The organism is Arenibacter certesii DSM 19833 (genome assembly GCF_000429545.1).
In the GTDB taxonomy this organism is placed as follows: Bacteria; Bacteroidota; Bacteroidia; order Flavobacteriales; family Flavobacteriaceae; genus Arenibacter; species Arenibacter certesii.
Genome location: NZ_AUCB01000016.1, coordinates 46,616 through 61,367, shown reverse-complemented (window position 1 = coordinate 61,367; position 14,752 = coordinate 46,616). Strand labels below are relative to the sequence as shown.

At 36.9% G+C, this 14,752-nt stretch carries 17 protein-coding genes; 6 read left to right on the top strand and 11 right to left on the bottom strand.

Translation table 11 applies throughout. The features are described from left to right. Position 1: 1 nt before the first annotated feature. From G466_RS0109950 to rsfS, 3 genes are read right to left on the bottom strand one after another with little or no spacing between them, the layout of a single operon-like run. The gene (locus G466_RS0109950) at positions 2 to 613 is read right to left on the bottom strand and encodes an LUD domain-containing protein (protein WP_026813529.1); all 612 of its coding nucleotides are present in this window, start codon (positions 611 to 613) and stop codon (positions 2 to 4) included. A 60-nt stretch (positions 614 to 673) separates the two neighbouring features. Then, positions 674 to 2,701, bottom strand: a complete 2,028-nt coding sequence (ftsH, locus tag G466_RS21735; RefSeq protein ID WP_034235248.1) for an ATP-dependent zinc metalloprotease FtsH — start codon at positions 2,699 to 2,701, stop codon at positions 674 to 676. 9 nt (positions 2,702 to 2,710) lie between these two features. Continuing rightward, entirely contained in the window at positions 2,711 to 3,088 is a 378-nt protein-coding gene (rsfS, locus tag G466_RS0109940) for a ribosome silencing factor (protein WP_026813528.1), read from the bottom strand. Positions 3,089 to 3,180: 92 nt separating this feature from the next. On the opposite strand from rsfS, the gene G466_RS0109935 reads away from it, so the two are divergent. Then, complete coding sequence (locus G466_RS0109935; protein WP_026813527.1) at positions 3,181 to 3,912, top strand: biotin--[acetyl-CoA-carboxylase] ligase; 732 nt, start codon at positions 3,181 to 3,183, stop codon at positions 3,910 to 3,912. Positions 3,913 to 4,071: 159 nt separating this feature from the next. Here the strand turns inward: G466_RS0109935 and G466_RS0109930 are convergent, their stop codons facing one another. Next, the gene (locus tag G466_RS0109930) at positions 4,072 to 4,464 is read right to left on the bottom strand and encodes a hypothetical protein (protein WP_026813526.1); all 393 of its coding nucleotides are present in this window, start codon (positions 4,462 to 4,464) and stop codon (positions 4,072 to 4,074) included. 3 nt (positions 4,465 to 4,467) lie between these two features. Further along, entirely contained in the window at positions 4,468 to 5,109 is a 642-nt protein-coding gene (gene pyrE, locus G466_RS0109925; RefSeq protein WP_026813525.1) for an orotate phosphoribosyltransferase, read from the bottom strand. A 7-nt stretch (positions 5,110 to 5,116) separates the two neighbouring features. Between pyrE and G466_RS0109920 the strand changes: the two genes are divergently transcribed. Beyond that, positions 5,117 to 5,704: an NUDIX hydrolase gene (locus G466_RS0109920; RefSeq protein WP_026813524.1), complete on the top strand. Its 588-nt coding sequence runs from the start codon at positions 5,117 to 5,119 to the stop codon at positions 5,702 to 5,704. Positions 5,705 to 5,709: 5 nt separating this feature from the next. On the opposite strand, the gene G466_RS0109915 is transcribed toward G466_RS0109920, so the two are convergent. The 5 genes from G466_RS0109915 to G466_RS0109895 form a co-directional block, all read right to left on the bottom strand. Continuing rightward, positions 5,710 to 7,455 (bottom strand): M14 family metallopeptidase, encoded by a 1,746-nt coding sequence (locus tag G466_RS0109915; RefSeq protein WP_026813523.1) that lies wholly within the window; start codon positions 7,453 to 7,455, stop codon positions 5,710 to 5,712. Positions 7,456 to 7,588: 133 nt separating this feature from the next. Beyond that, positions 7,589 to 7,999 carry a response regulator gene (locus G466_RS0109910; protein ID WP_026813522.1) on the bottom strand — a complete coding sequence of 137 codons (411 nt, stop codon included), beginning with the start codon at positions 7,997 to 7,999 and terminating at the stop codon, positions 7,589 to 7,591. Then, positions 7,986 to 9,836 (bottom strand): PAS domain-containing sensor histidine kinase, encoded by a 1,851-nt coding sequence (locus G466_RS0109905; RefSeq protein WP_026813521.1) that lies wholly within the window; start codon positions 9,834 to 9,836, stop codon positions 7,986 to 7,988. The genes G466_RS0109910 and G466_RS0109905 overlap by 14 nt, the downstream gene beginning before the upstream one ends. A gap of 107 nt (positions 9,837 to 9,943) precedes the next feature. Further along, positions 9,944 to 10,402, bottom strand: a complete 459-nt coding sequence (gene coaD / locus G466_RS0109900) for a pantetheine-phosphate adenylyltransferase (protein ID WP_026813520.1) — start codon at positions 10,400 to 10,402, stop codon at positions 9,944 to 9,946. A gap of 93 nt (positions 10,403 to 10,495) precedes the next feature. Next, positions 10,496 to 11,479 (bottom strand): D-alanine--D-alanine ligase, encoded by a 984-nt coding sequence (locus tag G466_RS0109895; protein ID WP_026813519.1) that lies wholly within the window; start codon positions 11,477 to 11,479, stop codon positions 10,496 to 10,498. Positions 11,480 to 11,665: 186 nt separating this feature from the next. Between G466_RS0109895 and G466_RS0109890 the strand changes: the two genes are divergently transcribed. The 4 genes from G466_RS0109890 (at position 11,666) to G466_RS0109875 (ending at position 14,562) form a co-directional block, all read left to right on the top strand. Continuing rightward, the gene (locus G466_RS0109890; protein ID WP_026813518.1) at positions 11,666 to 12,253 is read left to right on the top strand and encodes a PASTA domain-containing protein; all 588 of its coding nucleotides are present in this window, start codon (positions 11,666 to 11,668) and stop codon (positions 12,251 to 12,253) included. A 2-nt stretch (positions 12,254 to 12,255) separates the two neighbouring features. Further along, positions 12,256 to 13,287, top strand: a complete 1,032-nt coding sequence (locus tag G466_RS0109885; RefSeq protein WP_026813517.1) for an RluA family pseudouridine synthase — start codon at positions 12,256 to 12,258, stop codon at positions 13,285 to 13,287. A gap of 89 nt (positions 13,288 to 13,376) precedes the next feature. Then, positions 13,377 to 14,138 (top strand): peroxide stress protein YaaA, encoded by a 762-nt coding sequence (gene yaaA, locus G466_RS0109880; protein ID WP_026813516.1) that lies wholly within the window; start codon positions 13,377 to 13,379, stop codon positions 14,136 to 14,138. A gap of 61 nt (positions 14,139 to 14,199) precedes the next feature. Next, entirely contained in the window at positions 14,200 to 14,562 is a 363-nt protein-coding gene (locus tag G466_RS0109875; protein WP_157373851.1) for a hypothetical protein, read from the top strand. 24 nt (positions 14,563 to 14,586) lie between these two features. Here the strand turns inward: G466_RS0109875 and G466_RS23505 are convergent, their stop codons facing one another. Continuing rightward, the gene (locus G466_RS23505) at positions 14,587 to 14,715 is read right to left on the bottom strand and encodes a 30S ribosomal protein THX (protein WP_084148844.1); all 129 of its coding nucleotides are present in this window, start codon (positions 14,713 to 14,715) and stop codon (positions 14,587 to 14,589) included. Positions 14,716 to 14,752 lie beyond the last annotated feature (37 nt).

The window sequence follows — 14,752 nt, the reverse complement described above, 5'->3', positions numbered from 1 at the left end:
ACTACAAGTCTTCCAGAAGTAAAAGATAAAGATTTTTAGAACTACTTCCGTAAGTTAAGAAATCATCTGAATTCTCATCGGTAGGCAAGAAATGTTTAATGGTGGTGATGTTGGCCGGAATTTGCTTTTTGTACTTCTTATTGATCGTTTTTAAACCCTCCCCAATGGACTCTACTAATTGACTTGTAGTTGCAAAAACAATTAAGTTAGAGGGAAGTTCATTTAACTTCCTTTCTTTTAATTGATTTGAGCAAACCAATATAGAGCCATTTTGTGCAATTAAATGCTCACATGTAGTAAAGAATACCTCGCTTTGACTTGGAATAGGGGTAAAACTGATATCTCGTTTGGAGAATTTTTCCTCCAAGCGTTCGTCCATAGTGAAAAAGGTTTGATCCTGCCATTTATTCTCAATAATGATATTGTCTAAATTGACATAGACTTCTTCAAAGGAATCACAATACAAAAATTTACCCCCATTGCGTTTAAAGTTAATAGTGAACTTTTCATCCACAGGGATTTGGAGATCGGGCATATGTTGCCCTGTGGTTTCCATTTGTTCTTTAGGAACCTTTTTCTTGCCTCCCCCAAAAAGCTTATCAAACAATCCCATTAAAATATAAACGCTTCATTTAGCTCTCAATTCAAAGAAAACAACGGATTAATTCAGATTTTATTTTTCAGTCTTCGGCTCAATCTTGTTTTCACCTTCTTCTTCCGCAGAATCATTTACTTTAGACAATTTTTCTTTATTCGCAGCTTCCTCTGCATCAAGTAATTGATCTTTTTCAAAAGGTCGCCGTCCAAATATCTTCTCTAAATCGTCCTTAAATATAACTTCTTTTTCCAATAAACGCTCAGCTAACTCTTTAAGTTTATCCTTATTTTCAGATAAAAGATCAATAGCTCTTTGGTATTGCTCTTCTACAAGCTTGGAAATTTCCGTATCAATGGTATGTGCCGTTTGTTCGCTATACGGCTTGGTGAAACCATACTCGTTTTGTCCTGAGGAATCGTAATAGGTTAAATTCCCTATTTTATCATTAAGTCCGTAAACTGTTACCATGGCTCTAGCTTGCTTAGTAATTTTTTCCAAATCACTAAGGGCACCCGTGGAGATTTCTCCGAATATTACTTTTTCTGCAGCTCTACCTCCTAAGGCGGCACACATCTCATCCTTCATTTGATCTGGTCTAACGATCAGGCGTTCTTCTGGTAGGTACCAGGCAGCTCCTAGAGACTGGCCCCTTGGTACAATAGTAACTTTAACTAAAGGTGCTGCGTGTTCCAGCATCCAGCTAACAGTAGCATGACCAGCCTCGTGATAGGCAATGGTTTCTTTTTCCCTTGGAGTGATTATTTTGTTCTTTTTCTCTAGTCCGCCCACTATTCTATCCACAGCGTCCAAAAAGTCTTGTTTGGTAACTGCTTTTTTCTCTTTTCTTGCTGCAATTAATGCTGCTTCGTTACATACGTTGGCAATATCTGCACCAGAAAAACCGGGTGTTTGCTTGGCTAGAAAATCAACATCTAGGGTCTCGGCCGTTTTAATGGGTCTTAAATGGACCTCAAATATTTCTTTACGTTCCCTAATGTCTGGAAGGTCTACATAAATTTGCCTGTCAAAACGTCCAGCTCTCATTAATGCCTTGTCTAAAACATCTGCACGGTTTGTGGCAGCAAGTACAATTACGTTGGTATTGGTGCCAAAACCATCCATCTCCGTCAACAACTGGTTAAGGGTGTTTTCCCTTTCATCATTAGAGCCGGTTAGACTATTTTTTCCTCTAGCCCTACCAATGGCGTCTATCTCGTCTATAAATATTATAGAGGGCGATTTGTCTTTTGCTTGCTTAAATAGGTCTCTAACTCTAGAAGCACCTACCCCAACGAACATTTCAACGAAATCTGAACCTGAAAGTGAGAAGAAGGGTACTTTGGCTTCCCCTGCAACTGCCTTGGCAAGAAGGGTTTTGCCTGTTCCTGGAGGTCCTACTAAGAGCGCTCCTTTTGGTATTTTCCCTCCTAAAGAGGTGTATTTATCTGGGTTTCTTAAAAACTCTACAATCTCCTCTACTTCTTCTTTTGCACCTTCTAGTCCGGCAACATCTTTAAAAGAGGTTCTGGTATCTGTTTTTTCGTCAAAGAGTTTTGCCTTGGATTTTCCTATGTTAAATATCTGTCCGCCTGCACCGCCTCCGGCACCTCCAGACATACGTCGCATAAGGTATATCCAAATTCCAATAATAAGTATAAAAGGGAGCAACGTAAATACAAGGTCCATGAAAACATTGTTCTCAGTGTCGAAAACAACTTCTGTATCCAAGCTGGTATTCTGATCTTTGATAGCGTAAATTGTTTTCTCAAAGTTCTGTTGGTCCCCGTAGTTAACCACATATTGGGGCGTGGCTGTAGCGCTCATTGAGAAGGCCTGGTCGGCAACATCTTTATGAACGTCTTTCTTTAGCGCCTCCTCATTAAGGAATACTTTGGCTTGTTTGGTATTGGTGATAATCAGTATTTTCTTGATATCACCATTTCTCAGGAAATCTTGAAGTTCTGACGTGTTTGCTTTTTTGGTGCTCGCAAAATTTCCACTACCGAAAAATTGAAACCCAATTAGCATTACTGCTATAATTCCGTATATCCACCAAGTATTAAATTTTGGTTTTTTAGGACTTGTATTATTTTCTTTTGCCATTATTATTTTTTACTGATTGAAGCTACTTTCAACTAAGGTTACTTTGGCATCGCCCCAAAGACCTTCAATATCATAATGTTCTCTCGCCTGTTTCTGAAACACATGCACCACTACGTTGACATAGTCCATTAGCACCCATTCGGCATAATCAGAGCCTTCTACGTGCCATGGTTTGTCTTTTATGGCTTTGCTTACAGTTTTTTGGATAGAGCCTACTATGGCATTTACGTGGGTGTTGGAAGTACCATTGCAAATTATAAAGTAGTCACAAACAGTATTCTCAATATCTCTAAGATCTAGTAATTTTATATCGTGCCCTTTAACTTCTTCTATACCACTTATAATTAAAGCGATTAACTCATCTGCGCTACTTTTCCTATTCTGCATTCAAAAAATTTAATTTTTACAAAGTTATTATAATTTTGTTTTTTAAAGCATTGTTTTTAACAATACATTATATTATAAACATACAATTGTAAATGCAGTTAATCAAACTTAGTGCCACGGACTCTACAAATGCATATTTAAAACACCTAATGCAAGAGAGCAATATAGCAGATTTTACGGTAGTTTCTACTAAATCCCAGACACATGGAAGAGGTCAGATGGGAACCAAGTGGATTTCGGAGCCTGGTAAGAACCTGACCTTTAGCGTGTTAAAGCGATACGAGGAAATGTCGGTAATAAATCAATTCCGCATAAATATTTGTGTTTCTTTAGCAATTTTTTCGGCGTTAGAACAATTGAATGTGCCAGATTTGAAAATAAAATGGCCCAACGACATTATGTCAGGTCGGTTCAAAATTGGTGGTGTTTTGATAGAAAATGTTCTTTCAGGACGGTTTATACATACTTCTGTAATTGGAATTGGCCTTAATGTGAATCAATTCAACTTTTTAAACTTGCCAAAGGTGTCCTCTTTAAAGCTTTTATTGGGTACTAATTTTGATTTAGATGAGCTACTTTTCTCAATAGTTAATCAATTAAAAGTCTTTTTAGTACACGCAGAGGAAGAAGAATTTAAGACCATGTTTGCTAATTATGAGGACCAACTTTTTAGAAAGGATAAACCTTCCACTTTTCAAAATACCAATGGGGAGCTATTTATGGGATTTATAAAAGGGGTATCTCCTTCTGGTAAACTAGTACTGCTTTTAGAGGATAGTGTTATGCGGGAGTTTGATTTAAAAGAAGTGAGCTTGATGTATTAAGGACTTTTACTATCGAAATAGGGGAGTAAAAGAATTGCGTGGGTAGCGAAGTATCCCAAGAAAGGAATAATTAATAGACTTGGGTATTTGTAAAGGTAAATAGCTCCTTCTCTTTCTAAAATAATAGAAGAGAAGGAGTGTAGGGGTAAGGTTAAGTTTTTATATCTTAGATAGGTTCTGAGATAGCGTACCTATGAAGTTAGTGATGGGTGATTTAACCATCATCGCCATCATGGCATTAAACTGGCCTTCAAAGCTTAGAACTACCTCGCTTTCAGAGTCGTTAATTTCTACGATATCTGCTGTCAATGAAAAAGGTAATTTATCACTTGCGGCACCTAAAACAATTTGTGAGTAAGGAGTCTGCTCTTTTTTCTGCAATACTATTTCTGGCATTCCCTTAAGAGCAAACAAAAATCGCTCTTCATTAAGCACCTCAAACTTGCTTATGTTATCGGGCATTAGAGTTTCAAAATTCTTAATGTCGTTAAGGAAATCAAAAACTTCTTTGCTGCTTTTGTTTACGGTTTTCTTTGGTGTCTCTAAATGCATAATTTATGGTTGCCAGGTAGCGGGCTCTGTCCTCCACTCCATTAGCGTTTTATGTTGATCTTCCTTTATGTAATTGGTTTCTGTGGCTTGTTGCAAAAGGTGGTCGTAATCACTTAGAGTGTGTAATTCCACATTGTATTTCTCAAAGTTTTCGTTTGCAACTGCAAAGCCATAGGAAAATACAGCTAGCATTCCTTTAACGTTAGCTCCATTGTTTCTCAGTGCTTCTACTGCGTTAAGACTGCTTTTTCCAGTGCTTATTAAATCTTCTATAACTACCACGTTCTGGTTAGCTTCCAAATGGCCCTCAATTTGATTTTGACGTCCATGAGCTTTGGCTTCCGGTCTTACATAAATAAAAGGAAGACCCAAATATTCCGCTACCAACATCCCTATTCCAATGGCGCCTGTTGCCACTCCGGCAATAACATCGGGCTTGCCATAAAGGGTTTCTAATTGCTTTCCTAATTGTTCCCGCATATAATTTCTGATAACCGGATAGGATAAAATTATACGATTGTCACAATAGATGGGAGACCTCCAACCAGAAGCCCATGTAAAAGGATTTTCAGGTTTCAACTTTATTGCATTAATTTGCAACAGAAGTTCGGCCGTTTTTTTTGCTGTGTCTTTATCTAAAACCATAACGCAAATGTATAAAGTTTTTGTTAATGAGTCACCTTTGATTTTAACAAATAAATTGTCTGACGCCACCAACAATAAATATTTCTTGTTAAATGCTTCCTCTATTAATGAGGCTATCAGCTCCTTGGCTTCAAAAAAGCTAAAAGAAGCTTTTATTTATCATCCAAATAAAGAGGAAATATTAAAGAAATTTGCTAAAAAAATACCTTTGGTGGTCGCTGCAGGGGGTGTGGTGACCAATAAAGAGGGTAAAGTGCTCTTTATTTATAGGGAAGGGAAATGGGACCTTCCAAAAGGCAAACTGGACAAAGGAGAGACTATAGAGGAGTGCGCTCTTAGGGAAGTGGAGGAGGAAACAGGTGTGAAAGGGCTTAAAATTGAAAACTTTCTAAAGACTACCTATCACATTTTTAAAAGGAATGGTGGTTATAAATTAAAAGAGGTGCATTGGTTCGCCATGAGAACCAATTATAAGGGAGAATTGGTGGGAGAAGCCAGTGAAGGCATTGAAAAAGTGAAATGGAAGGGGCCAGGGAAAATTAAAAAAGCGTTGGAAAATTCCTATGCAAATATTAGAATTTTGTTTGAAGAATAGGTAAGCTAATCTTTAAGGACCCGGTAAACCGGATATTGCATAAAGTGGGGGTCGTAATGCTTGGATCGCTTATAGATCCAATCTAATTGTGCATACCAATTGCTTGCGAAAAGACTGTCCCTCTCCTTTTTTAGAATAAAAGCCGACTTTAGTTTTGAGTCTTTTTTTAAGGTTGCTAAGGCTATATCCTCAAAGACATAAGGGGAAAATCCTTCTTTTCGCTGCAGTATTACATCAAAAAAGTTCCAGTTGAAAAAAGAATCTGTTGCCTCGGGCTCTAAGGTTTCCATTAAATATCGTAATCCTTTTTGATTGGTTGGAACCAAAATATCGCCTGGGGTAAATTCAATATTTTCCAGTGTGGCTACAACATTGGTATTGTAGTGTGGGTAATGACCCTCATAAGAATTTTGGTAGGTCTCAAAAGTATCAATCTTATACGATTCTACATTGTAGGTTTTCTTTTCTTTTAAAATTTCATAACTAATCTGATTGTTTTCTAATAGAGTGATGATGTTTTCCCATCCTTTTTTTATTAGGTATGCTTTTGGTATTTCTACTTCTTTGGTAGGCGTATAGTAATTGTGGTAAGTGACTTCTTGGGTGAAAGGTTTTTTCTGATCGTATTTTAATCTAGGCAAGCCTGTTACTTCGCTAACAAGGGTGTCTGCGCTATATCCTTTAAACTCTAAAAGGCTGACTTTTGTGCTGTCTATTGCCCATTGTAGGGGATAGGTCATTTTCTCCAAGTACCTTTCAAAGGAGTGTTCCCTTAGGTTTTTTATTTTTTTGTGATCCTTCTCGGCAAGGTCTATTAGTTTTGCCATTAATATATAGGTGCCCTCTACCCTTTGCTTGTAAGGTTTTAGCATATGGGTCTCTACCATTAACCCTAAGGTATTCCATAAGGCCGTGTATCCGGTGGAATAGCGAGGATAATCCATAAACTGGTGAAACCCGTTCTCTGGGACAGTGTTAAACACATTAACGTAAGGGGTGATGTCCCAACCTGCATCTGTTAATGATTTTTCTAGCGAGGGCATCATTTCTTGGTGTAAGTATTCCCCTAATTCACCGTCTAGTTTGTTATGTTGAGTGAATAAATGGGTAAGAGTATATTGATAATCTGCACCATTGCTTACGTGATTATCTATAAAAATGTCTGGCTTTACCAGGTGAAAGATTTTGGAAAAAGTGTGTGCATTTTTTGTGTCCGCCTTAATAAAATCCCGATTAAGGTCGTAGTTCTTTGTATTTCCTCTAAAACCATAGGAGTTGGGACCATTCTGGTTTGTCCTGGAGGTGGAATTTCTGCTCAATGCACCCCCAATATTGTAAACGGGGATAGTGACAAGTACAGTGTTTTTTGGAGGCCTTATCTTCTTTAAGGCTAGATCTCGGTATAATAGCATGCTAGCGTCTATGCCATCGCTTTCACCAGGATGAATTCCATTGTTGATGAGGATTACGTTCTTCTCCTTGCCTATTTTATTAAAATTAAATTCGGCTTCGGTGTTATAAGTTACAATATGTAGCGGATAGCCACTATCAGTGGAGCCTATGGTCTGAATATTTATTTCGGAAAATTCCTTGGCAAGTTCAATGTAGAAATCAATGGCTTGGAGGTACGTTGCGGTTTCTTTTCCGTTGCTCTTTTCAAAAATGGTGGTAATCTCCTTTGTCTTACTTTCCATTTGGGTCTCGCAGGAAATTAAGCTGAGCACCAAGCTAAGCGCAAATATGAATTTCATTCTTTATACTTTGATTTATAGTTGATAATCAAAAGAAATATCCCCGGAAATAATACAATAAATGGGAATTAATTTTGATGTAAGGGATTGTATTTAATTTTGTATAAATCAAAGTTAACTAAAAACCACTGGGTTAAGTGGTGACCGCATTGGTAATTTCAGTAATTTCTTCTTTGCGTATGGGTTTGCTGTTAAAAAGAATACGGTGATGGGTGCCTGGCTTGTAACTATCAGTTTTATCTATATCGTTTTGGTCTATGGAAGAACTAACAATGTTTATATTGACGGATTTTGCTATTGGGAATTTAATGAATTCATCCAAAAACTCCCAACCGTCCATAATAGGCATATTGATATCCAAGAATATAATGTCTGGGAATTCTTTTTTCTCCAAGATTAATGCCTGCAAATGGTCAATGGCTTTTTTGCCATTTTGGAAATCTAAAACTTCCTCGCAATTAACAACTGATTTTAAAATTTTTTTGATTCCGTACACGGTAATCGGATCATCATCTACTATGAAAATTGAATTAATTTTCCTCATTGAAATATAAATTTAATGTGGTTCCTTCTCCAACCTGACTGTGAGCATTTACTTTTCCGTCCATAGTTTCGATCTGATTCTTGACAATAAATAGCCCCAACCCTTTAGTATCCTGGTTATCATGGAATGTTTTGTACATACCAAATAATTTTTCGCCATATTTCTTCATGTCCAATCCCAGTCCATTATCTTCAATACTTAGTACCGTGTAATTTTGTACATAGCTTAGACCAAGCTTTATTAAGGGATTGACATTAGGTTTTTTGTACCTAATGGAATTAGAGATAATTTGGGTCAGAATATTGTTCAGGTAGCTGGGGATTACGTGTATGCGAGTACCTATTGGAATATCCGTGATAACAGTTGCCTTATTCTCTTCTAAAAGTGAATTTAAATTATTCAGGACTTTATTTACTTGTATGTTTAAATCCACCTCTACCTTGCTAGTAGCAGATTCTGAATTAATGGTCACTATATCATTTAAAGTATGAAGTGTTTCCATTAGGTTATTGGAGGCATCCGTTAACATACCTACAATTTTTTGGCGCTCCGCTTCTTCTTGTTCTGCGATCAAAAACTCCAATAACATGGAAAAATTGGCCGAATGCGATCGCAGATTGTGCGATATAATATGTGCAAAGTTTAACAGTTTTTTATTTTGTAGCGAGGTAACGTTGATAAGATTTTTTAAGTCTTTCTCCTTTTGTTTTATTTCGGAAATGTCCATGGTAATACCAACCAATCCTGTGGTTTCCCCATTTGTGCCTTTTAATGGTATTTTGGAACTTAGGAAATAGCTGCTAGACCCGTCGGGATTTTTATGACGTAATTCCTTATTGATCATTGGAGTTTGGGAAATCATGACCTCTAAATCTTCATTCCTATATTTTTGCGCTAATTCTTTGTCATAAATATCAAAATCGTCCTTCCCAATAATATCAATTTCATTGCTTATCCCACAGTGATCCAACTCCATTCTATTGGCTAATATTTTTTTGGATTCAGTATCCTTGATATAGATTTGAAGTGGAATATTATTGATTAGAGTCTTTAAAAGGTGTTCACTGGTTTTTGTTTGATGTTCTTTTAGCACATAGTCGGTAATATCTTGAACGATACCAATTATACCAACATACTTCCCGCTGTTATATAGGGGTTTTCCGGAAACATTTACCCATCTCTGATTTCCCTTTGCCGTTATCAGCTGTAATTTTTCGTTCCAAGCGCGTTTGTTTTCCATAGCGGAAAAGATGGCCATTGATAAGGTGTTTCTATTGTATCCTATCTTGTAAAATTCAATATACTCATCCAAGGTTAACTTGGAGTTTTCCTCTATTTCCAATATGGTATTGATCATGGAACAAGAGGTAAAAATATCTTGAGACTGCTTATATTCCCAATTTCCAATCTTTCCTATTTCAACGGTTTCTTTTAGGATAAATTGGAGTTGTTCAAGTTTTTGTTCGTTATTGGCGTGTAAGGTAATATCCTCTGCTTGGATAATTGCTCCTATTATGTTCTCGTCTTCGTTATACCAAGGAAGCATGTCCCATTGAAACCATCTTGTTCCATGTTCTATGGTAGTGTAATTTTCCTGAAAGCTGTCTGATGTTTTTCCCTTAAAACAACCGAGTACAGCATTTATCCATTGATCGCTGTTGAGGCCTAATAGGTCCTGGATATTCTCATTCAAAATATCCCTAGTAGACAAGTTAAACTCCTCGACCCATTTATCGGATGCAAAAACAACCTTAAAATCCCTATCAATTAATGCAGTTGCTTTGGGCAACTGCTTAAGTAGAAATTGGTTGATAATGACTGGAGTATTCCTAAACATCAATATATTAATTTAATGCAATATTATTTTATTCCTACCAAGTATAGAATTGTTTGTTGTGAATTGCTCTATTTAAGTGGTGTAAATATTAATATGGAGGGATTCGTTCAGTTTACGCGAACTGAATCGGGTACCAAGCCGGTGTAATCCCCTCCATTTCGTATTACATCTCTTACAATAGAAGAGCTAATATAAGATTTTCCTGATGAAGTTAGTAGGAAAACAGTCTCAATTTCTGATAGTTTTCGATTAGTATGGGCAATAGCTTTTTCAAATTCGAAATCCCCAGGATTTCTGAGTCCCCTTAGAATAAATTGAGCATCCATTTTTTTGCAAAAATCTACCGTTAACCCTTCATAGGTAAGCACTTTTATTTTGGGCTCTCCTTCAAAAGCTTCTGAAATAAAACGTTTGCGTTCTTCTAGGGAAAACATATAATTTTTATCCGTGTTTACTCCAATGGCGATAATCAATTCGTCAAATAGGGTTATGCCACGTTGAATAATATCGTAATGTCCCAATGTTAAAGGGTCAAATGATCCTGGAAAAATTGCGCGTCTTTTCATTCTTTCGGATTAATATAGTGAGCATTACACTGTTACGATGAACATAGGAATATTAATGTAGGTAAATTCTTTACATTCAAAATTTCCGTAAAGTTACTTCTTTTCTTCCAAAGCTTGCCAAATAGCACTTTCAAAGAGTTCTGATAGCGAGATACCTGCCGCAGCTGCCTGTTGTGGTAAAATACTTTCATTGGTCAAGCCAGGGGTGGTGTTCATTTCTAACATGTACGGTTCGTCCCCTACAAAAATAAACTCACTTCTAGAATATCCCTTCATTTTCAGAGTGTCATAAGCCAACTTAGCGACTCGGACTACATTTTGTTCCTGTACTTTGGAAATTCTGGCTGGAGTAATTTCTTGGGCTTCTCCTTTATATTTTGCGGAATAATCAAAAAAATCATTTTCAGAAACGATTTCGGTTATCGGAAGCACTTTCGTTTTTCCTTGATGTTGGATAACCCCTACCGATACTTCTGTACCATCCAAAAATGATTCTACAAGAATTTCATCATCCTCTAAAAAGGCGGTTTTGATGGCTTCAGGCATTTCTTCTATTTGATAAACTTTGGTGATGCCAAAACTGGATCCAGCCTTATTGGCCTTTACAAAACAGGGTAACCCCACTTTTTTTATAATATCCTCGGCGACTATCTTATCGCCTTTATTGAGGTAATAAGAGGTGGCCGACTTAATTCCGTACGGTTTTAGTACGCTTAAAAGGTCTCGCTTGTTAAAGGTAAGCGCAGCTTGATAGTAATCGCAGGATGTCTGAGGAATGCCTATAAGATGAAAATAAGCTTGCATAATGCCATCCTCGCCCGGTGTACCGTGTATAGCATTAAAAACACAATCAAATGTCAGTTTATGGGAGCCCAAATTTACTGAAAAGTCATTTTTGTTAACCAAATGCTCTTCATTGTTTTCATCCACTAGGACCCACTTTTCTTCAAGGATGTGAATTTTGTAGGCGTTAAATTTCTCCTTATTTAAATTTTGGAAAACCACATCCCCACTCATCAGGGAAATTCCATACTCGCTAGAATAGCCACCCATAATAATGGCAATGTTTTTTTTCATCCTATAAAAATTAAATGTTCCTGATTGCTAAGCGGTGCAATGCCTATTTTCCTGTTGCCGTTATAATCTGGATTGGGTTGTTTCTTAGTGTTTTTAACTCTTTAATTTGAATCGGCAAATATCATGCATTCAAAACAAAGAAAAAAGCATTCGGTTTTCTATCTTTGCTGTTCAAGAAAATTAATTATGCGGAACTTTTTCAAATTTTTATTTAGTAAGACTTTATTAATACAGTTGGGACTTGCAATATTGGTTTTGGTATTAGTGGTCTTTGGTGCTATGCAATGGTTAAAGAAAACTACCAATCATGGACAGTTTGTTGAAGTTCCAGATTTGGCTGGGCTCTCTGTAACGGAAACCAGATCCTTAATAGATAAGTCGGGCTTGCGGTTTTCTGTATTAGATTCCGCTAATTATAATCCGTCTTACCCCCGATTCTCTATAATAGATCAGAATCCGCTAGCCGGTAGTAAGGTTAAGGAAGGCAGGAAAATATATATTACGGTAAATCCGTCAGGATATAAAAAAGTTACTATTCCCAATATTATTCAAGTAACCCAAAGAAATGCCAGTTCTATGCTTAAGGCGGTAGGATTGGATGTGGAGCGCGTTACTTATATTGACGAGTTGGGAAAGGATATGGTGTACCAAATAAAATACAAGGGAAAATATATAAAGCCTGGAGATAAATTACCAAAAACTTCCAAGATAGAATTAGTTTGTGGTAATGGAAATATCTCTGATAGGGCTCAAATAAAGGCAGATTCGGAATAACTATGGTAGAAAACGACGATTATGAATTAAATGAGGATGACCTTTTTGAACACCATAGTTTTGTAGCATCAAAAGGCCAAGACCCATTAAGAGTAGATAAGTTTTTAATGAATTTCATTGAAAATGCTACTAGGAATCAAATCCAACACGCAGCAAAAGACGGGAATATATGGGTGAATGGGGCTTCGGTAAAACAAAATTATAGGGTTAAAGCCGGGGACCATATACGTGTAATGTTTCCGCATCCACCACACGAATTATTATTAACTCCAGAAAACATCCCATTGGATATTGTCTATGAGGACGATGTTCTTTTGGTGGTGAACAAGCCGGCTGGAATGGTGGTGCACCCTGGTCACGGTAATTATTCGGGGACATTGATCAATGCCCTACTATATCATCAAGGGAATTTGCCGAAGAATAGCGATGACCGTCCAGGATTGGTCCATAGGATAGATAAGGATACCTCTGGGCTATTGGTAGTGGCAAAGACGGAAGCGGCTATGACGCATCTGGCCAAACAGTTTTTTGATAAATCTAGTGAGCGCGAATATATTGCGTTGGTATGGGGAAATGTAGCGGAAGATAAAGGAACTATAGAGGGGCATATTGCAAGAAATCCGAAAAACAGATTGCAGATGATGGTGTTCCCAGAAGGGGATCAGGGAAAGGAAGCAGTTACCCATTTTAAGGTGCTAGAGCGATTGGGGTTTGTAACCCTTATTTCCTGTAATCTAGAAACGGGAAGAACACACCAGATAAGAGTGCATTTAAAGCATATTGGCCATACCTTGTTCAATGATGAGCGATATGGTGGTGAGAAAATCTTGAAGGGAACTAAATTTACGAAATACAAACAATTTGTAGATAATGCTTTTAAACTTCTACCAAGACAAGCGCTGCATGCAAAAACACTAGGATTTGTACATCCTGTATCTGGAGAGTATATGAGGTTCGATTCCGAAATACCGGACGATATGGCACAGTGCATTGAAAAATGGAGGCATTATGCCCAACACAGTCAGACAGAATAACGCTGCTTAAAGCCCCACTAGTTTTTTTTTAGATGGATGGGATTGCAGTGGTGAGTATATAGATTGGATTATTTGTAAAATATTGAAGAATGAAGATTGTTATTTCCCCGGCGAAGTCGTTGGATCTTGAAACTAAATTACCCATAAATGATTTTTCTCAACCTTTATTTCTAGACCATGCCGTTCAATTAAATAAAGTGTTGAAGAAGAAAAAGCCCATAGCCTTATCGGAATTAATGGGAATATCGGATAAATTGGCCCAACTTAATTGGGAGCGGAACCAATCTTTTTCTACACCCTTTAGCCTTGAAAATGCAAGGCAGGCAATTTATGCCTTTAGCGGCGACGTTTATCAAGGTTTGGATGCCTATACCATTGCTCCTGAAAAAATGACACAATTACAAGGACAACTTCGTATCCTGTCGGGACTATATGGGATTCTTAGGCCATTGGATCTTATGCAGCCCTACAGATTGGAAATGGGAACCTCTTTAAAGGTGGGCAGGAAAAAAAATCTATACGAATTTTGGAAAAAACAACTTACTGATCACCTGAATTCGGAATTGCAAGAGGACGAGCTGTTTATAAATTTGGCAAGTAATGAATATTATAGTGCTTTGGAAGAAAAAAAGCTAAAAGTACCTGTAATCACTCCTATTTTTAAAGATTGGAAAAATGATAATTTAAAGATAATCAGCTTTTATGCCAAGAAGGCAAGGGGATCTATGGTGCGATATTTATTGGATTCCAATGCCAAAACATTGGACGATGTAAGAGGGTTTGATAAAGATGGATATCTATTTAGCAAGGCGCATACCTTAAAGGAAAATCAGCCTGTATTTATCCGATAGGTAATGTTCTACCTAATAATACTCATAGTTTTCAAACCGTTTTCCATAAATAAAATATAAAATGAAAAAGTGTGCTTTGTTTATATTGACTATAGTTCTTAATATGGGTTGTACGGATCGTGATGACAATCTTGAGGGGGTTCATATTAGGGTAAAGAACGAAAGCAGTGTCCATTTTGATGTTGTGGAGGTTGGTAGTTCTAGCAAAGTGCATAAAAATATCGCTGCTGGATCTTTTTCAAAATATTTGGAATATGAAACTGCCTATAATTACTCCTATATTAATATAATAGTAGGGAGCGAAAATTACACATTGCAACCAATCGACTATGTTGGAGAATCTCCATTAAAAGATGGTTTTTACACTTATGGGCTCACTATTTCTGAAGAGGGTGAGATAGAATTGAATTTTAGAATAGATTAATCCTTTTCAGAATCTATATTCTATTTACTTTTTTTTCTCCACATTAATCTTTTCCTCTACACTAGGCTTTCTTTTTATTTTTCGTTTTCGTCTGGTACCATAGGTTCCATTAATTATTTTACCCCTTTTAGATTTCTTATCTCCTTTTCCCATTACTTTCCAATTTTAGTTGCCCTAAAAATATATTATT